We start from the raw sequence: 17,420 nt of genomic DNA on the forward strand, positions 1-17,420 counted from the left end.
TCCCCGTGCCGCACGGCGGAGCCGGCGCCGAGGCCTGGCGGCAGCGGCGGACCTCGTTCGGCTCCGTCGCCGCCGGCTACGCCGCCCACCGGCCGGACTACCCGGCCGACGCGGTGACCTCCCTGGTGGGGGAGCGCCCGCGGCGCGTGCTCGACCTCGGCGCCGGCACCGGCCTGCTCACCGGTGTCCTGCTGGCGGCCGGGCACGAGGTCGTGGCGGTCGACCCGGCCGAGCCGATGCTGGCGGAGCTGCGCGCGAGGTACCCGCAGGTGGCCACGCACGTCGGCGGCGCGGAGGCGGTACCGCTGCCCGACCACAGCGTCGACGCCGTGGTCGCCGGGCAGGCCGCGCACTGGTTCGACCCGGAGCCCACAGCGGTGCAGCTGCGGCGGGTGCTGCGTCCCGGCGGCGTGGTCGGCCTGGTGTGGAACACCCGCGACGAGGAGGTCCCGTGGGTGGCCGCGCTCGGCCGGGCACTGGCCGCCGAGGCGCGCGGCCACGAGGCCGACCGGGGCGTCGTCGACGCCTTCGCCCGGGCGCTCGGCGCGCGGGTCGAGCACCACCGGTCCGGCACCGTGCAACGGCTCAGTCCGGAGCAGGTGGTCGCCGGCATCGCCACCCGCAGCTACGTCGCCACGATGGACGACGGCCGGCGGGCGCAGTTCCTGCGAGAGGTGCGGACGGTGCTCGACACCCATCCCGACACCCGCGGCCGCGCCCTCCTCGACCTGCCCTACCGGACCGACGCCTACCGGCTGACGCCCGCCTGATCCCGGCCGGGGGAGCGGGTCGTTGACGACGCACCGGCCCCTCGCGGCCACCGCGGGTCACGAACGCACCCACGGCGGGCCGCGGCGACCCGGCGCACCTTGCGGGCCCTCCGGGGCCCGCCCCTAGCCTCCGCGGCGTCCGCGACGGAGGGATCCACACCATGGCGACGCGCGCAGTCCGACTGCTGACCGCACTCGTGACCGCCGTGCTCCTCGGCACGGCCACCCCGGCCGCGGCCGACAGCCCGGAGCCGGCGGCCTACGCGTCGCAGCCGGCGGCCTACGCGTCGCAGTCGATCCCGGTCACCGGGTCCGGTGCCGCCGCCACCGACGACCTCGACGCCGACTACGCCATGGCGCTGGACGCCGTGGACGCCTGGTGGCGAACCCACTGGGACGACTACTTCGCCGGCAGCTACACCGCGCCGGGGCTCGCGCCGGCCGCCCGCGCCCCCGGTCTCTACGACGCCCCGGCCGAGCAGGTGTACTGCGGCGACCTGCTGCTCCCCGAGGGCAACGCCTACCACTGCCCGATCGGGGACTTCCTCGCCTTCGAGGTCGACCTGATGCTGCTCTCGCAGGACCTCGGCGACGGCTTCGTCTACCTGGTCGTCGCGCACGAGTGGGCACACTCGGTCGTCTCCCACCTCGACCCGGCGCTGGTGGCGGAGGCCTACGAACTGCAGGCCGACTGCCTGGCGGGGGCCACGCTGCAGGGTGCCGTCGACGACGGGCTGCTGCGCCTGGAGGAGGGGGACCAACAGGAGTTCACCGCCGCGTTGACCGCCGTCGCCAGCGAGAACGCGTGGGGCACGGTCTACATCGACGAGAACGGCGAGCAGCAGACCGAGACGCACGGCACCGCGCAGGAGCGCATCGACGCCTTCGAGCGGGGCGCCGACGGCGGAGTCCGCTCCTGCCTCCCGAACGTGGTCGTCTGACGGCTCACCCGGCGTGCCCGACGGCGAACACCCGCCGGAAGGGCAGCAGCGTCGTCCCGTCCGGCCGGCGCGGGTACGCGGCGCGCAGCGCCGCGGCGTACTCCGCGGTCAGCTCGGCGGCGTCGTCCTCGCCGAGCCGGCCGAGCACCGGGCGCAGCACGGTCGAGCGCACCCAGCCGAGCACCGGGTCGTCCCCACGCAGCACGTGCAGGTAGGTCGTCTCCCACGCGTCGGTGGTCAGCCCCGCGCCGTCGAGCACCTCCAGGTAGCCGGCCGGGTCGAGCACCGCGTCCTCCGCGGGGGCCGCGTCCCCCACGAGCCCGGCCCAGCGCGGCGCGCGGCAGAGACCGGCCAGCAGCGCGTGGGTCGGCGCCCGCCAGTTGCCGGGCACCTGCAGCGCCAGCCAGCCGCCGGGCGCCAGCTGCCCGGCCCACCGGCGCAGCAGGTCGGCGTGCCCGGGGACCCAGTGCAGGACGGCGTTGGTGACCAGGACGTCGACCGGCTCGTCGGGCTGCCACCCCTGCACGTCGCCCTGGGTGAAGGTCACCCGGCCGGGGACGGCGTGCGCGGCGGCCGCGGCCAGCATCTCCGGTGAGGAGTCGACGCCGGTGACCCGCGCGCCCGGCCACCGCTGCGCCAGCGACGCGGTCAGCGCGCCCTCGCCGCAGCCCAGGTCGACGACGGTCCGCGGCTCCCGGGCGCCGACGCGGGCCAGCAGGTCGGTGAACGGCCGCGCCCGCTCGTCTCCGAAGCGCAGGTAGCCGGCGGGGTCCCAGGAGGCGGTGCTCGTCACGTCCCGACCCTAGGGCCCGGGAGCCGGGGACCGTCGGTCCCGGCCGGTACCGTGGCTGCCGCCCAGCCGCCAGCCACCCACCCGGGAGCCCCGTGTCCGACGACGGTCCGCCCGCCCTCCGCGTCGAGGCCGCCGGCCGACCCGGCGGGCTGTTCATCGCGTTCGAGGGCGGCGAGGGCGCCGGCAAGTCCACCCAGGTCCGGCTGCTCTGCGAGTGGCTGAGCACGCAGGGGCGGACGGCACGGGCCACCTTCGAGCCCGGCGGCACCCCCGCCGGCGCCGCCGTCCGGGCGATCGTGCTCGACCGCGCGCACACCGGCCTGTCCCCGCGCGCCGAGGCGCTGCTGTACGCCGCCGACCGCGCCCAGCACGCGCACGCCGTCCTGCGCCCCGCGCTGGCGGCCGGTGAGGTGGTGGTGACCGACCGGTACGTCGACAGCTCGCTGGCCTACCAGGGCGCCGGGCGCACCATCGGCCTGGACGAGGTCGCGGCGATCTCCCGCTGGGCCACCCAGGGGCTGCGCCCGGACCTCACCGTGCTGCTCGACCTGCCGCCGGAGACCGGGCTCGCCCGCGCCCGCGGCCGGGCGGTCGCCGACCGGCTCGAGTCGGAGTCGCTGGAGTTCCACCACCGGGTCCGCGACACCTTCCGCGCCCTCGCCGCAGCAGAGCCCGGGCGCTACCTGGTGCTCGACGCCACCCGCGGTGTCGAGGAGCTCGCCGCCGACGTCCGCGAGCGGGTCGGCGCGCTGCTGGAGGTGCACTCGTGAGCGAGCTCGCCAGCGCACCGATGGGCACGGCAGCACCGCGAACGCGGCCGACGAGCGCCAGCGAGGAGGTGGCATGAGCGGGGTGTGGGAGCAGGTCATCGGCCAGCCCGCGGTCGTCGCCGAGCTGCAGGCCGCGGTGGCCGACCCGACCGCGATGACCCACGCCTGGCTGTTCACCGGCCCGCCGGGGTCGGGGCGGTCGGTCGCCGCCCGCGCCTTCGCCGCCGCGCTGCAGTGCCCCGACGGCGGCGACGGCACCTGCCACGCCTGCCGCACGGTGCTCGCCGGCACCCACGCCGACGTGCAGACCGTCGTCCCGGAGGGGCTGTCCATCGGCGTGGCCGAGGTGCGCGAGCTGGTCCGCATCGCCGGGCGGGCGCCGTCGCAGGGGCGCTGGCAGGTGGTGCTCGTCGAGGACGCCGACCGGATGACCGAGCAGGCGTCCAACACGGTCCTGAAGATGCTCGAGGAGCCGCCGGCGCGGACGGTCTTCCTGCTGTGCGCGCCGAGCCTGCACCCCGACGACGTGCCGGTGACCATCCGCTCCCGCTGCCGGGTCGTCGGCCTGCGGCAGCCCCCGGTCGACGCGGTCGCCGACGTCCTGGTCCGCCGGGACGGCGTCGACCCCGCGCTGGCCGCCTGGTCGGCCGCGGCCGCCGGCGGGCACGTCGGACGCGCGCGACACCTGGCCCGCGACGAGGACGCCCGGCTGGCCCGCAAGGCGGTCCTCGACGTGCCCCTGTCGCTGGTCTCGCTCGCCGCCTGCCTCAACGCCGCCGACGACCTGGTCAGCGCCGCCAAGGAGGAATCCGACCGGGCGACGGCCGAGCTCGACGGCGCCGAGACCGAGGCGGTCAAGCAGAGCCTCGGGGTCGGCGCCCGCGGTCCCGGCGTGGCCGCCGCCAGCCGCGGGGCCGGGCAGCTCAAGGAGCTGGAGAAGCGGCAGAAGTCGCGCGCCACCCGGCTGGGACGCGACTCGCTGGACCGGGCGCTGGTCGACCTCGCCGCGCTGTACCGCGACGCGCTGGTGCTGGCCACGACCGGGGGTGACGCGCCGCACCTGGCCCACCCCGACCGCCGTGCCGACGCGGAGGAGCTGGCCCGGCGGATCGGCCCGGAGGGTGCGCTGCGCCGCATCGACGCCGTCCTGGACTGCCGGACGGCGCTGGAGCAGAACGTGAAGCCGCAGGTCGCCGTCGAGGCGCTGACCGTGGCGCTGCGACTCCCGTCGTGAGGGAGGGCCCCGTCCTCGCCACCTCTCGCAGGCTCGGGGTGGGCCCCTGGACGGGGCCGGCGGGGCGGTCACGTAAGCTGGTGGCGCACGTCCGCCGCCTTAGCTCAGTCGGTAGAGCATCTCACTCGTAATGAGAAGGTCGTCGGTTCGATTCCGACAGGCGGCTCCACCCGCAGCGGCCCCGTCCACCCGGACGGGGCCGCTGTGTCGGTTCGGGAGCCGGTCGCGCTCAGCAGCAGCGCGTCGCCGCAGCCGGCTCGGCGGTCCCAAGTGCGTCGCCGCAGCAGGCCGGGCCGTCGCCGGGGTCGCCGCCGAAGGTCGGGCTGTCGGCCAGCACCGTGTAGACCTCCCACCGCTCTCCGCCGGGGGTGTTCTCCACCCAGAACTTCTCCTGCTTCGCGTAGCAGCAGGTCGTGCCGCGCTCGTCGACCGACGCCAGGCCCTGGGCGGCGAGGCGGGTCTGCTCGGCGTCGACCTCCTCGACGGAGCCGACCTCGACGCCAAGGTGGTTGAGCGTGCCGCCCTGCCCGGGGTTCTCCAGCAGGACCAGCTTCAGCGGCGGGTCGGCGATGGCGAAGTTGGCGTACCCGGGCCGGGCCTTGGCCGGCTCGGTGCCGAACAGCGTGGCGTAGAAGGCGGTGGCGGCCTCGACGTCGTCGACGTTGAGGGCGAGCTGGATGCGGGACACGGAGCACCTCCGAGGGTTAGACGTTCATCGAATCCCCGTGGCAGGGAGCGTGCCGACGTCTTTGACGAATGTCAACGGGGTTGGCACGATGGTCCCGTGCCCAAGGCCCTGCCGGTCATCGACACCAGCACCCCCGTCCGCTGCGCCCCGGTGGCGGCCGCTCCCATGGACGCCGACGCGGCGCTCGAGGTCGCGGTGCGGCTCAAGGCGCTGGCCGATCCGGTCCGGGTGCGGCTGATGTCGCTGCTGCTGGCCGCCGACGAGGTATGCACCTGCGACCTCGCGCCGGCGGTCGGGCTCACCGAGGCCACCGTCAGCCACCACCTCTCGGTGCTGCGCCGGGCCGGGCTCATCAGCGACGGCGAGCGGCGCGGGATGAACGTCTGGTACCGGGCCCGCCGGGACTCCCTCGGTGCGTTGTGCCGCGTTCTCGACCCGGACTGCTGCTGATGCGCTCCCGTTCCCACCGAGGAGGTCCGATGAGCGGCAGGCCGAGCGTCCTGTTCGCCTGCATCCACAACTCCGGGCGCTCCGTCGCCGCGCAGGCGCTCACCCGGCACCTCGGCGGCGACGCCGTCGAGGTCCGCTCGGCCGGGTCCGAGCCGGGCGCCGGCGTGAACCCGGTGGTCGCGCAGGTGCTCGCGGAGCGGGGGCTGCCGGTCACCGGCCACGTCCCGACCCGGCTCGACGCCGACCTCCTGCGGGCCGCCGACGTGGTGGTCACCATGGGCTGCGGCGAGACGTGCCCGGTCCTCCCCGGCAAGCGCTACGAGGACTGGCCCGTCGACGACCCGGCCGGCCAGGACCTCGACACGGTGCGGCGCATCGTCGACGACGTCGACGCCCGCGTCCGCGCGCTGCTCGCCGAGCTGGTGCCGGACCGGCCGTAGACCCAGGGGGTGACTGCGACCGGGCCGGGCACCGGGTGCGCGCGACCGCGTCGATGCAGGGGGCGTGCCGCGTCCGGTACGGGGGTCCGTCCCGGACGTGTGCGTCCCCGACGTGCTCGTGCCTCGCGGTCAGACCATGACGATCCCGCCGTCGATCATCACCGACTGCCCGGTCATGTAGTCCGAGTCCGGCCCGGCGAGGTAGGAGACGAACCCGGCGACGTCCTCCGGCGTCTGCACCCGGCCCAGCGCGATGAGCTCGGAGTACTTGGCCATGGCCTCGCCCTTCCCCAGGTCGAGCGCCTCGCCGAGCCGCTCGTCGATCAGCTCCCACATGGCGGTGTCGACGATCCCGGGGCAGTAGGCGTTCACGGTGATCCCGTGTGGGGCGAGCTCCTTCGCGGCGGCCTGGGTGAGCCCCCGCACGGCGAACTTGGTGGCGCTGTAGTGGCCCAGGCGGTCGAAGCCGGAGTGCCCCGCGATGGACGACGCACTCATGATCTTCCCGCCGCCCCCCTGCGCGATCATCCGTTGGGCGGCGGCCTGGATGCAGTAGAGGACCCCGAACACGTTGACGTCGAACACCCGGCGCAGGTCCTCCGGGGTGACCTCCAGCAGCGTCTTGACCTGGGCCACCCCGGCGTTGGCCACCATCACGTCGACGCTGCCCAGGGCGTCGGCCGCCCGGTCGACCATCGCGGACACGGCGTCCCGGTCGGTGACGTCCGCGGGCACCGCGACCGACCGACCGCCGGCGGCACCGATCTCCTCGGCCACCGCCTCGGCGCCTCCGCCGTCCACGTCGTTCACCGCCACCGCGTGGCCGTCCCGGGCCAGGCGGAGCGCGATCGCGCGGCCGATGCCGCGTCCGGCGCCGGTGACGAGCGCGGCGCTCACGCCTCGGCCTCCGTCGGACGCGCTGCCTGCGGGTGCTGGTCCGGTGCCATTCCTGACCCCCTCGTCGGTCCGGGCCGGCTGGTGGGAGGCCCGGGGGAGCCCGCAGGCAACCAACCGCGGGAGCCGGCCCACAACCGTTGCGGGAGGTTGCAGGGCTGCCCGTCGGCTGAGCTCCCCACGGGACGCCGACGGCGGCGCACCCGGGCAGGTGCGCCGCCGTCGGCGTCCGTCGTGCGCTCGGCGGCCGCTCGGTGAGGGGCCAGGGGCAGGAGGGTCCTGTCTCAGTGGTGCGGTTCTGCTTCCTCGGCCCGTCGGAGCGAGGCGTTGATCTCCGCCTCGGCCTCCTCGCGGCCGGTCCACTCGGCGCCCTCGACCGACTTGCCCGGCTCGAGGTCCTTGTAGGTCTCGAAGAAGTGCTGGATCTCCAGCCGGTCGAACTCCGAGACGTCGCCGATGTCGGTCAGGTGGGCCATCCGCGGGTCGGTGGCCGGCACGCAGAGGACCTTGTCGTCGCCGCCCTTCTCGTCGGTCATGCGGAACATGCCGATGGCACGGCAGGTGATGAGGCAGCCGGGGAAGGTCGGCTCCTCCAGGAGGACCAGGGCGTCGAGCGGGTCGTCGTCCTGGCCGAGGGTGTTCTCGATGTACCCGTAGTCGGCCGGGTAGCGGGTGGAGGTGAAGAGCATCCGGTCCAGGCGGATGCGTCCGGTGGTGTGGTCCAGCTCGTACTTGTTCCGCTGGCCCTTCGGGATTTCGATCGTCACGTCGAACTGCACGGGACGTAGTGTGGCGGATCGGACCCCGGAGGACCGCCGGAGGTCGGTTTCGGGGGGTGGGCACCATCGCGTCCAGCGGGTCGGCGACCGTCACGCCGAAGTACTCCCGGTTCCGTCGCCGCCTCCTGCTGGGCGTCCTCGTGCTGGTCCTCGCGGTGGCCGCCGGCGTCTGGTTCGTCCTCACCCCGCGGGCGGACGGCACCGCCACCGAGGTCGCCGCCGCCGAGGCCCGGCTGCCCGACGTGGAGCCGGCCGCCCCGGTGCTCGCGGTTGCGTCGTCGCAGGCGCCCGCCCCGGACGCCACCGTGCTCGCCGGTGAGCTCACCCCGCTGCTGGCCTCGCCCGCCCTGGGCCCCGGTGTCGCGGCCCAGGTCGTCGACGTCGCCTCGGGGGAGGTGCTGTTCGACCAGGACGGGGACACCCCGTCCACGCCGGCGTCGACCGCCAAGCTGCTCACGGCCGTGGCGGCGCTGACCACCCTCGGCCCCGACGCCACCCTGGAGACCACCGTGGTGGCGGGCGCCACGCCCGGCGAGGTGGTGCTCGTCGGCGGCGGCGACCCGACGCTGTCGCGGACCGTGCCCTCGCTGACCTACCCGGGGGCGCCCACCGTCGCCGACCTCGCCGCCCAGGTGCGCAGCGGCCTCCCCGCGGGCACCCAGGTCACCCGCGTCGTCGTCGACAACTCGCTGTTCGAGGGCCCGCTCACCGCCGGCGGCTGGGGCCCCGGCGACGCGCCGTCCACCTACGCCGCCCCGGTCACCGCGACCGCCGTCGACGGTGCCCGGGTGAGCCCCAGCGAGCTGCAGCGCAGCGCCGCCCCGGGCACCGACGCCGGCACCGCGCTGGCCGTCGCGCTCGGCGCGCCCGGCGCGACCGTCGCCCTGGGCGACGCCCCGCAGGGCGCGCCGACCCTCGGCACCGTGCGGTCGGCGCCGGTGGCCCGGCTGGTCGAGCAGGCGCTGTCCCAGTCGGACAACCTGCTGACCGAGTCGCTGGCCCGCCACGTCGCCCTCGCCGGCGGCCGGCCGGCCACCTTCGACGGGGCCGCCGAGGCGGTCACCGACGCCCTGTCCGGCCTCGGCCTCGACGTCACGGGCCTCTCGCTGGCCGACGGCAGCGGCCTGTCCACCACCGACCGGGTCCCGGTCGCACTGCTCGCGGACCTGCTCACCGGTGCCGCCGACGGCACGCTGGCCGACGCCTCCGCCGTCCTCTCCGGGCTGCCCGTCGCCGGCTACGACGGCACGCTCGCCGAGCGGGGCGACGACGACCCGGGGACCGCCCCGGGCTCGGTGCGCGCGAAGACCGGCACGCTGCTGGGCGTGCACGGCCTGGCCGGCACGGTGGTCACCGCGGAGGGCCGGCTGCTGGTCTTCGCCGTCCTCGCCGACGGCGCGCCGGCCAACGGGCTGGCCGCCGAGGCCGCGCTGGACGACGTCGCCTCGGCGCTGGCCGCCTGCGGCTGCCGCTAGCGACCCGGAACGGCCGCCTGCAGGCAGGGAGGACCCCGTCCTCCTCACCGGTGGAGGACCCCGTCCTCCCCACCCCTCGCGAGCTCGGGGCGGGACCCGGGACGGGGTCGCGCGGCGAGCCTCCGGACGGCGCCAGGTAGGGGCAGGGGAGCCTCCCTCCGCGTACCGTGAGGCCGATGAGCAGCCCCGCACGGATGGTGGACTGGGACCTCGCCGGACGCACCGCCCGCCGCCTGGTCGGCCCCGGCCCGCAGACGACGCGGGCGGAGGCCGCCGCGGTCGTCCGTGAGCTGCACGAGGCCGCCGCGACCGCCGTCGCGCACGTCGAGGGCCTCACCGGCCTGCACCCCGTCCCGGGCGGACCGGTGCCCGAGGTCGCCGTCGTCGACCGGCCCGGCTGGGTGGACGCCAACACGCAGGGGATGTCCGCGCTGCTCGACCCGCTGGTCGACGCGCTCGCCGCCCGGCAGCAGTCCCGGCCCGGACCGCTGGCCACCGCCATCGGCTCCCGCGCCACCGGCGTGCAGGCCGGCGGCGTGCTCGCCTTCCTCTCCTCCCGCGTGCTCGGCCAGTACGAGGTCTTCGGCACCGGCGGCCGGCTGCTGCTGGTCGCCCCCAACATCGTCGACGCCGAGCGCCGGCTGGGCGTCGACCCCAGCGACTTCCGGCTGTGGGTGTGCCTGCACGAGGTGACCCACCAGTTGCAGTTCACCGCCGTCCCGTGGCTCAAGGACCACCTCGAGGCGCAGATGGCCGAGTTCGTCGAGGCCACCGACCTGGACCCCGACGTGCTCCGCGACCGGGTGCGCGACGTGCTGCACAGCGTCCTCGACGCCGCCCGCGGCGAGGGCGGGGACGACGCCGGGCTGATGGCGCTGGTGCAGGACCCCGCGCAGCGCGCCGTCCTCGACCGGGTCACCGCCGTGATGAGCCTGGTCGAGGGGCACGCCGAGTTCGTGATGGACGGCGTCGGTCCGGACGTCGTCCCGTCGGTCCGGACGCTGCGCAAGCGGTTCGCGCAGCGCCGCAAGGGCCGCGGCCCGATCGACCGCGTGCTGCGCCGGCTGCTCGGCCTCGAGCAGAAGATGCGGCAGTACGCCGAGGGCCGCGTGTTCGTGGGCGGGGTCGTCGACCTCGTCGGCATGGAGGGCTTCAACCGGGTGTGGGAGGGGCCGGAGAACCTGCCCCGCATCGAGGAGCTCACCGACCCCGCGCGCTGGGTCGAGCGGGTGCACGGCCGCCCCGCCATCCCCGCCTGAGGGCGGTGTCCGGCCCGCCGCGGGCCGTCGCGGTCCTGCGGACCGCCGTACGGCCGGGTCTGCGGGGGAGCGGGCAGCCGGTGCTCGCCGCGGTCAGCGGGGGAGCGGACTCCCTCGCCCTGGCCGCGGCCCTGGCCTTCGAGGCCCGGTCCGCCGGGGTCCGCGTCGGCGCGGTGACCGTCGACCACGGCCTGCAGCCCGGCTCCGGGGAGCGGGCCGAGCGGACGGCGGAGCTGCTCCGCGGACTCGGCCTGGACCCCGTGCTCGTCCGCCGCGTGGCGGTCGGCGCGGACGGCGGACCCGAGGGAGCCGCCCGCACGGCGCGGTACGCAGCACTCGCCGCCGCGGCCACCGACCTCGGCGCCCGCGTCGCGCTCGGGCACACCCTGGACGACCAGGCCGAGACGGTGCTGCTCGGGCTGGGCCGCGGCTCGGGCCCGCGCTCGGTGGCCGGCATGGTCGCCGAACGGACGAGCGGCGGCGTCCTCTGGTGGCGCCCGCTCCTCGGCGTCCGCCGCGCCACCGCCCGCGAGGCGTGCGCGGACCAGGGCCTGCCGGTGTGGGACGACCCCTGGAACGCCGACCCCGCCTACACCCGCGCCCGGCTGCGCGGCGAGGTCCTGCCGCTGATGGAGGAGGTGCTCGGCGGCGGCGTCGCCCCCGCCCTGGCCCGCACCGCCGACCTGCTCCGGGAGGACCTCGACGCCCTCGACGAGCTGGCCGCGACGCAGCTGGCCCGGCTCGCCGGGGAGGCGGTCGACGGCGGCCTGCCCGCCCGCGAGCTGGCCGCGCTGCCCGCGGCGCTGCGCCGGCGGGTGCTCCGTGGCTGGCTGCGCGGCGCCGGTGTCCCCGACGTCCAGGCGGTCCACCTGCGTGCGGTGGAGGCGCTCGTCACGCACTGGCGGGGACAGGGCCGGGTGGACCTACCCGGCGGTGCGGGAGCCCTCCGGACGTCTGGCAGGCTGGTGCTGTCGCCCCCCGTCGTGCGGGGCCCCCGTCCCGAGGACGCACCCCCCACCCGCGAGGAGTCCCGCCCGTGAGCGAGCCCGCCACCGCTCCAGCAGAGCTCGGCAACGACCACGGCTACGGCCCGGACATCGACCACGTGCTGCTCAGCGAGGAGCAGATCCAGGCCAAGATCGCCGAGCTGGCCGACCAGGTCGCCGGCGACTACGCCGGGCGCGAGGTTCTGCTGGTCGGCGTCCTCAAGGGCGCGGTGCTGTTCATGAGCGACTTCGCCCGGGCGCTGCGGCTGCCCACCCAGATGGAGTTCATGGCGGTCTCCTCCTACGGCTCGGCCACCAGCTCCTCCGGTGTCGTCCGCATCCTCAAGGACCTCGACCGCGACATCAGCGACAAGCACGTGCTGGTGATCGAGGACATCATCGACTCCGGGCTGACGCTGTCCTGGCTGCTGAAGAACCTCGGCGGGCGGCGTCCGGCCTCGCTCGAGGTCTGCGCCCTGCTGCGCAAGCCCGACGCGGTGAAGGTCGACGTCCCGGTGCGCTACGTCGGCTTCGACATCCCCAACGAGTTCGTCGTCGGCTACGGACTGGACTACGCCGAGCGCTACCGCGACCTGCCCTACATCGCGACGCTCAAGCCCGAGGTGTACTCGAGCTGATCGTCGGTCGGCTCCGCGATGACCAGCTGAGCTGGTCGTCGACGCAGAGGGCGGCACGTGACCGCGGTGCGGTCCGGGAGGACCGCGATGTCGCAGCCCACCCGCCAGGGGGTTGTCGGCCAGGCTCCCGCTGTCGCACAGCGGATGCACAGGCTCGCCGGTGTACCGTCGATCCAACGACGCTGCGCCGTAGCGCCAGGGTGCCCGCCCGGGCCGCAGGGAGCGTCCCCCGGACGATCAGGAGGGTGGACGGGACAGGCCGGAGCACCCGGCCGCCCGGCATCGGTGTATGGAACGCAAGAAGATCTTCCGCTCCGTGTGGTTCTGGGTCGTCCTCGTCGTCCTCCTGGCGTTGGTGTTCTCCTCGCTGTTCCGCGGCAACGGCGGCTTCCAGGAGGTCAGCACCGCGACCGCGCTGGAGCAGATCGAGAACGGCAACGCCCGCCAGGTCACGATCAACGACAAGGAACAGACGCTCGACCTGGAGCTGACCAACCCGGTCGAGGGCAGCGACCAGATCACCGCGTCCTACCCGCTCGGTGCCGCCGACGACGTCTTCGACCTGGTCTCCGGCCTGGGTGACGGCGAGGGTGTCGACTTCAACACCAACGTCACGCAGGACAGCGTCCTGGTCAGCCTGCTGATCAGCTTCCTGCCGTTCGTGATCCTCCTGCTCCTGCTGTTCTGGCTGTTCAACTCCATGCAGGGCGGCGGCCGCGGGGTCATGGCCTTCGGCAAGTCCAAGGCCAAGCAGATCACCAAGGACAGCCCGAAGACGACCTTCGCCGACGTCGCGGGTGCCGACGAGGCCATCGAGGAGCTCCACGAGATCAAGGACTTCCTGGCCAACCCGGTGAAGTTCCAGGCCGTCGGCGCCAAGATCCCCAAGGGCGTGCTGCTCTTCGGCCCTCCCGGGACCGGCAAGACGCTGCTGGCCCGCGCCGTCGCCGGCGAGGCCGGGGTGCCGTTCTTCTCCATCTCCGGCTCCGACTTCGTCGAGATGTTCGTCGGTGTCGGCGCCAGCCGGGTCCGCGACCTGTTCGAGCAGGCCAAGCAGAACGCGCCGGCGATCATCTTCGTCGACGAGATCGACGCCGTCGGCCGGCACCGCGGCGCCGGCATGGGCGGCGGCCACGACGAGCGCGAGCAGACGCTCAACCAGATGCTCGTCGAGATGGACGGCTTCGACGTCAAGGGCGGCGTCATCATGATCGCCGCCACCAACCGGCCGGACATCCTCGACCCGGCGCTGCTGCGCCCGGGCCGCTTCGACCGGCAGATCGCCGTCGACCGCCCCGACCTCGAGGGCCGCAAGCGGATCCTCGAGGTGCACGCCAAGGGCAAGCCGCTCGCCCCGGACGTCGACCTGGAGACCGTGGCGCGCCGCACGCCGGGCTTCACCGGCGCCGACCTGGCCAACGTGCTCAACGAGGGCGCGCTGCTCACCGCCCGCAACAACGGCACGGTGATCACCGACGACGTCCTCGAGGAGGCGATCGACCGCGTCATCGCCGGCCCCGAGCGCAAGACGCGGGCGATGAGCGAGAAGGAGAAGAAGGTCACCGCCTACCACGAGGGCGGCCACGCCCTGGTGGCGCACGCACTGCCCAACCTGGACCCGGTGCACAAGGTGACGATCCTGCCGCGCGGCCGCTCGCTCGGGCACACGCTGGTGCTGCCGACCGAGGACAAGTACACGCAGACCCGGTCGGAGATGATCGACACCCTCGCCTACGCCCTGGGTGGCCGGGCGGCCGAGGAGCTCGTCTTCCACGAGCCCACCACCGGCGCCGGCAACGACATCGAGAAGGCGACCGGCATGGCGCGGGCGATGGTCACCCAGTACGGCATGAGCGCCAAGCTCGGTGCGGTGAAGTACGGCAGCAACGAGTCCGAGCCGTTCCTCGGCCGCGACATGGGCACCCGGCCGGACTACTCCGAGGCCGTCGCCGCCGACATCGACGCGGAGATCCGCGCCCTGATCGAGGCCGCGCACGACGAGGCGTGGGAGATCCTGGTCGAGTACCGGGGGGTCCTCGACCAGCTCGTGCTCGAGCTGATGGAGAAGGAGACCCTCTCCAAGGAGGACATGGCCCGCATCTGCGCGCCGGTCACCAAGCGTCCGTCGCTGGCCCCGTACAACGGCTTCGGGAAGCGCACGCCGTCGGACCAGCCGCCGGTGCTGACCCCGGCCGAGCGGGCCGCGCAGAACGGCAACGGCCACGTCGGCCACGGGAGCACGGCCGTGGGAGACGTCGGCGCCCCGGCGCAGAGATGAGCCAGATCCCGGCCGAACCGGAGGACCTGCTGCTGGAGCGGCCGCGGCCGGGCGTCGACCACGCCCGTGCCGCGGCCGCCGTGCGCGAGCTGCTGCTGGCCGTTGGCGAGGACCCCGACCGTCCCGGCCTGCAGGCCACCCCCGACCGGGTCGCCCGCGCCTACGCCGAGACCTTCGCCGGGCTGTGGCAGGACCCGGCCGAGGTCCTGGCGACGACCTTCGACGAGGACCACGACGAGATGGTCCTGGTCAAGGACATCCCGATGTACTCGACCTGCGAGCACCACCTGGTGCCCTTCCACGGGGTCGCGCACGTCGGCTACATCCCGGGCGAGGACGGGCGCGTCACCGGGCTGTCCAAGCTGGCCCGGCTGGTGGAGGTCTACGCCCGGCGCCCGCAGGTGCAGGAGCGGATGACCAGCCAGATCGCCGACGCGCTGGCCGACGTCCTCAAGCCGCGCGGCGTGCTCGTGGTGATCGAGGCCGAGCACCTGTGCATGGCCATGCGCGGCATCCGCAAGCCCGGCTCGTCCACGGTCACCTCGGCCGTGCGCGGCATCTTCCGGGAGAACGCGGCGACCCGCAGCGAGGCGATGAGCCTCGTGCTGGGTCGGTGAAGGCGACAGCGAGTGAGCACCGCATGAGCTCTGCCAGCGAGGAGCGGAGCCAGCGCGGAGCCGGACAGGGACGACGGTGAACCTCCTCCCCCTCCCGCGCCCCGACCACTGCGTGGTCATGGGGGTCCTCAACGTCACGCCCGACTCCTTCTCCGACGGCGGCTGCTTCGCCGACGCCGGCGCGGCCGTCGCCCACGGCCTGGCGATGCACGCCGCCGGCGCCGACTACGTCGACGTCGGCGGGGAGTCCACCCGGCCCGGTGCGGACCGGGTGGACGCCGAGGAGGAGTGCCGCCGGGTCGTCCCCGTGATCCGTGAGCTGTCCGCCGCCGGGGTGCGCGCCAGCGTCGACACCACCCGCGCCGAGGTGGCCGAGGCGGCCCTCGAGGCGGGGGCGGTGCTCGTCAACGACGTGAGCGGCGGCCTGGCCGACAAGAACATGGCCGAGCTGGTCGCCGAGGCCGGCGTCCCCTGGGTGCTCATGCACTGGCGCGGACACAGCCGCGAGATGTACGCCGCGGCCCGGTACGGGGACGTCGTCACCGAGGTCTGCGCCGAGCTCACCGCCCGGGTCGAGGACGTCGTCGCCGCGGGCGTCGCCCCCGAACAGCTGGTGCTCGACCCCGGCCTGGGCTTCGCCAAGCGCGCCGAGCACAACTGGCGGCTGCTGGCCGGCCTCGACCGCGTCGTCGGCCTGGGTCTGCCGGTGCTCGTCGGCGCCTCCCGCAAGTCCTTCCTCGGCCGGCTGCTCGCCGACGCCGACGGCACGCTGCGGCCGGCCGAGCAGCGGGACGCCGCCACGCTGGCCACCACCGTGCTCGCCGCGGAGGCCGGCGCCTGGGGGGTGCGCGTGCACGACGCCGCGGCCTCGGTCGACGCCGTCCGCACCGTCGCCGCCGTCCAGGCGGCCCGTCGCGAGGGTGAGCGCCGTGGCTGACACCCACCCACCCCGCCTCGACCGCATCGCCGTCCGGGGCCTGACCGCGCACGCCTTCCACGGCGTGTACGAGGCCGAGCGCCGGCTGGGGCAGACCTTCCGCGTCGACGCCGTCCTGGAGCTCGACACCGCGCCGGCCGCCGCCGACGACGACCTCGAGCGCACGGTCAACTACGCCGAGCTGGCCCGCGCGCTGCACAGCGTCCTGACGGGGGAGCCGGTCGACCTGCTGGAGACCCTCGCCCAGCGGCTGGCCGACGCCTGCCTGGACGACCCGCTGGTCGACGCCGTCGAGATCACCGTGCACAAGCCGGAGGCCGACCTCGGCGTCCCCTTCGACGACGTCACGGTCAGCATCCGGCGGGAGCGGACGTGAGCGAGCCCGCGCGTTCACGCAGGAGCGCAGCAGCCGGGCGGCGGAGCGGGTCGACGAGCGCCGGCGAGGCGACCCGGTGAGTCGCGCGGTCCTGTCGCTGGGCGCGAACCTGGGGGACCGCGCCGCCGCGCTGCGCACCGCGATCACCGCACTCAAGGACGACGGCGTGCTGGTGGCCCGCTCGACGCTGTACGAGACCCCGCCGTGGGGACCGGTCGAGCAGCCGCCGTACCTCAACGCGGTGGTCGTCGTCCGTGGCGACCGGGACGCCGCCGGCTGGCTGGCCCGCGCGCACGAGCTGGAGCAGGCAGCCGGGCGCACCCGCGACGTGCGCTGGGGCCCGCGCACCCTCGACGTCGACGTCGTCACGGTCACCGGGGACGACGGCCGGCCGGTCCTCTCCGACGACCCGGCGCTCACGCTGCCGCACCCCCGGGCGCACGAGCGGGCCTTCGTGCTCGTGCCGTGGGCCGGCCTCGACCCCACCGCGGTGCTGCCGGGCCGCGGCCGGGTGAGCGAGCTGCTGGCCGCGCTGCCGCCGGAGGACGTCGCCGCCGTCGTGCGCTGGGAGCACCTGCATTGAGGCCGGTGAACCGGCGCGACCTGCTGGTCCTCGCCGCCGGTCTGGCCGTCGCCACCTGGCTGGTGGTGCGGGCCGGCTACGGCTCGCTGCCCGCGCTGCGCTGGTGGCTCCCGGTGCCGCTCGGCGTGCTGGCCCTGGCCGAGGCGCTCGGCGCCCGCACCCTGCGCGCCCGGCTGGCCGCCCAGCGGGACCGCCGTCCCCCCGCCGAGCGGGGCAGTGCGCCGGTCCGGCCGGTCGAGCCCCTGCTCGTGGCCCGGCTCGCGGTCCTGGCGCAGGCCAGCGCGTACGTCGGCGCGGCGTTCGTCGGCACCTGGGTGGGCGTGCTGCTCTACGTGGGGCCGGCGGTCCCGCGGCTGCAGACCGCCGGGTCCGACGCCGTCACCGGGGTCGTCGGGGTGGTCTGCTCCGCGGCCCTGGTCGCCGCCGCGCTGTGGCTGGAGTCGGTCTGCCGCATCCCGCCGGGCCCCGACGACGAGCGGCCGCCGGGCGCCGTCCGCGGTTGATCACCGCCG

At 75.4% G+C, this 17,420-nt stretch carries 20 protein-coding genes and 1 tRNA gene; 17 read left to right on the forward strand and 4 right to left on the reverse strand.

Annotated features, from left to right (window positions below; translation table 11 throughout):
- Nucleotides 1–5 precede the first annotated feature (5 nt).
- Together ACI79G_RS13530 and ACI79G_RS13535 are read left to right on the forward strand one after the other, a co-directional pair.
- The gene (locus ACI79G_RS13530; RefSeq protein ID WP_456881643.1) at nucleotides 6–770 is read left to right on the forward strand and encodes a class I SAM-dependent methyltransferase; all 765 of its coding nucleotides are present in this window, start codon (nucleotides 6–8) and stop codon (nucleotides 768–770) included.
- Between the two features lie 161 nt (nucleotides 771–931).
- Entirely contained in the window at nucleotides 932–1,711 is a 780-nt protein-coding gene (locus ACI79G_RS13535) for a hypothetical protein (protein ID WP_456881644.1), read from the forward strand.
- Between the two features lie 4 nt (nucleotides 1,712–1,715).
- On the opposite strand, the gene ACI79G_RS13540 is transcribed toward ACI79G_RS13535, so the two are convergent.
- Nucleotides 1,716–2,504 carry a trans-aconitate 2-methyltransferase gene (locus tag ACI79G_RS13540; protein ID WP_456881645.1) on the reverse strand — a complete coding sequence of 263 codons (789 nt, stop codon included), beginning with the start codon at nucleotides 2,502–2,504 and terminating at the stop codon, nucleotides 1,716–1,718.
- Between the two features lie 92 nt (nucleotides 2,505–2,596).
- Here ACI79G_RS13540 and tmk point away from each other — a divergent pair, with 92 nt between their 5' ends.
- The 3 genes from tmk (at nucleotide 2,597) to ACI79G_RS13555 (ending at nucleotide 4,677) form a co-directional block, all read left to right on the forward strand.
- A complete protein-coding gene (gene tmk / locus ACI79G_RS13545) occupies nucleotides 2,597–3,274 on the forward strand; it encodes a dTMP kinase (protein ID WP_456881646.1) in 678 nt (225 codons plus the stop codon).
- A 73-nt stretch (nucleotides 3,275–3,347) separates the two neighbouring features.
- A complete protein-coding gene (locus tag ACI79G_RS13550; RefSeq protein ID WP_456881647.1) occupies nucleotides 3,348–4,508 on the forward strand; it encodes a DNA polymerase III subunit delta' in 1,161 nt (386 codons plus the stop codon).
- 93 nt (nucleotides 4,509–4,601) lie between these two features.
- A tRNA-Thr gene (locus ACI79G_RS13555) sits at nucleotides 4,602–4,677 on the forward strand.
- A gap of 60 nt (nucleotides 4,678–4,737) precedes the next feature.
- On the opposite strand, the gene ACI79G_RS13560 is transcribed toward ACI79G_RS13555, so the two are convergent.
- Nucleotides 4,738–5,196 (reverse strand): ArsI/CadI family heavy metal resistance metalloenzyme, encoded by a 459-nt coding sequence (locus ACI79G_RS13560; RefSeq protein WP_456881648.1) that lies wholly within the window; start codon nucleotides 5,194–5,196, stop codon nucleotides 4,738–4,740.
- A gap of 96 nt (nucleotides 5,197–5,292) precedes the next feature.
- Between ACI79G_RS13560 and ACI79G_RS13565 the strand changes: the two genes are divergently transcribed.
- Nucleotides 5,293–5,646 (forward strand): Rv2640c family ArsR-like transcriptional regulator, encoded by a 354-nt coding sequence (locus tag ACI79G_RS13565; RefSeq protein WP_091218712.1) that lies wholly within the window; start codon nucleotides 5,293–5,295, stop codon nucleotides 5,644–5,646.
- A gap of 29 nt (nucleotides 5,647–5,675) precedes the next feature.
- Nucleotides 5,676–6,086: an arsenate reductase ArsC gene (locus tag ACI79G_RS13570; protein WP_456881649.1), complete on the forward strand. Its 411-nt coding sequence runs from the start codon at nucleotides 5,676–5,678 to the stop codon at nucleotides 6,084–6,086.
- Between the two features lie 129 nt (nucleotides 6,087–6,215).
- Here the strand turns inward: ACI79G_RS13570 and ACI79G_RS13575 are convergent, their stop codons facing one another.
- On the reverse strand, nucleotides 6,216–6,983 hold the full coding sequence (locus tag ACI79G_RS13575; RefSeq protein WP_456881650.1) for an acetoin reductase: 768 nt from the start codon (nucleotides 6,981–6,983) through the stop codon (nucleotides 6,216–6,218).
- Between the two features lie 281 nt (nucleotides 6,984–7,264).
- Entirely contained in the window at nucleotides 7,265–7,759 is a 495-nt protein-coding gene (locus tag ACI79G_RS13580) for an inorganic diphosphatase (protein ID WP_091218704.1), read from the reverse strand.
- Between the two features lie 56 nt (nucleotides 7,760–7,815).
- On the opposite strand from ACI79G_RS13580, the gene dacB reads away from it, so the two are divergent.
- The 10 genes from dacB to ACI79G_RS13630 all read left to right on the forward strand — a co-directional run bounded on the left by dacB (nucleotide 7,816) and on the right by ACI79G_RS13630 (nucleotide 17,411).
- On the forward strand, nucleotides 7,816–9,234 hold the full coding sequence (gene dacB / locus ACI79G_RS13585; RefSeq protein ID WP_456881651.1) for a D-alanyl-D-alanine carboxypeptidase/D-alanyl-D-alanine endopeptidase: 1,419 nt from the start codon (nucleotides 7,816–7,818) through the stop codon (nucleotides 9,232–9,234).
- Nucleotides 9,235–9,410: 176 nt separating this feature from the next.
- Nucleotides 9,411–10,493: a zinc-dependent metalloprotease gene (locus ACI79G_RS13590; protein ID WP_456881652.1), complete on the forward strand. Its 1,083-nt coding sequence runs from the start codon at nucleotides 9,411–9,413 to the stop codon at nucleotides 10,491–10,493.
- 5 nt (nucleotides 10,494–10,498) lie between these two features.
- Nucleotides 10,499–11,533 (forward strand): tRNA lysidine(34) synthetase TilS, encoded by a 1,035-nt coding sequence (tilS, locus tag ACI79G_RS13595; protein WP_456881653.1) that lies wholly within the window; start codon nucleotides 10,499–10,501, stop codon nucleotides 11,531–11,533.
- Nucleotides 11,530–12,117 (forward strand): hypoxanthine phosphoribosyltransferase, encoded by a 588-nt coding sequence (gene hpt, locus ACI79G_RS13600; RefSeq protein WP_456881654.1) that lies wholly within the window; start codon nucleotides 11,530–11,532, stop codon nucleotides 12,115–12,117. The genes tilS and hpt overlap by 4 nt, the downstream gene beginning before the upstream one ends.
- Before the next feature lie 289 nt (nucleotides 12,118–12,406).
- Nucleotides 12,407–14,395 (forward strand): ATP-dependent zinc metalloprotease FtsH, encoded by a 1,989-nt coding sequence (gene ftsH / locus ACI79G_RS13605; RefSeq protein WP_456881655.1) that lies wholly within the window; start codon nucleotides 12,407–12,409, stop codon nucleotides 14,393–14,395.
- Complete coding sequence (gene folE, locus ACI79G_RS13610) at nucleotides 14,392–15,012, forward strand: GTP cyclohydrolase I FolE (protein WP_456881656.1); 621 nt, start codon at nucleotides 14,392–14,394, stop codon at nucleotides 15,010–15,012. The genes ftsH and folE overlap by 4 nt, the downstream gene beginning before the upstream one ends.
- A gap of 76 nt (nucleotides 15,013–15,088) precedes the next feature.
- Nucleotides 15,089–15,949, forward strand: a complete 861-nt coding sequence (gene folP, locus ACI79G_RS13615) for a dihydropteroate synthase (protein WP_456881657.1) — start codon at nucleotides 15,089–15,091, stop codon at nucleotides 15,947–15,949.
- Complete coding sequence (folB, locus tag ACI79G_RS13620; protein WP_456881658.1) at nucleotides 15,942–16,325, forward strand: dihydroneopterin aldolase; 384 nt, start codon at nucleotides 15,942–15,944, stop codon at nucleotides 16,323–16,325. The genes folP and folB overlap by 8 nt, the downstream gene beginning before the upstream one ends.
- 76 nt (nucleotides 16,326–16,401) lie before the next feature.
- On the forward strand, nucleotides 16,402–16,908 hold the full coding sequence (gene folK / locus ACI79G_RS13625; RefSeq protein WP_456881659.1) for a 2-amino-4-hydroxy-6-hydroxymethyldihydropteridine diphosphokinase: 507 nt from the start codon (nucleotides 16,402–16,404) through the stop codon (nucleotides 16,906–16,908).
- 5 nt (nucleotides 16,909–16,913) lie between these two features.
- Nucleotides 16,914–17,411: a DUF3180 domain-containing protein gene (locus ACI79G_RS13630; protein WP_456881660.1), complete on the forward strand. Its 498-nt coding sequence runs from the start codon at nucleotides 16,914–16,916 to the stop codon at nucleotides 17,409–17,411.
- The last annotated feature ends 9 nt before the right edge of the window (nucleotides 17,412–17,420 follow it).

The sequence above is a fragment of the Geodermatophilus sp. SYSU D00779 genome, from assembly GCF_054050595.1.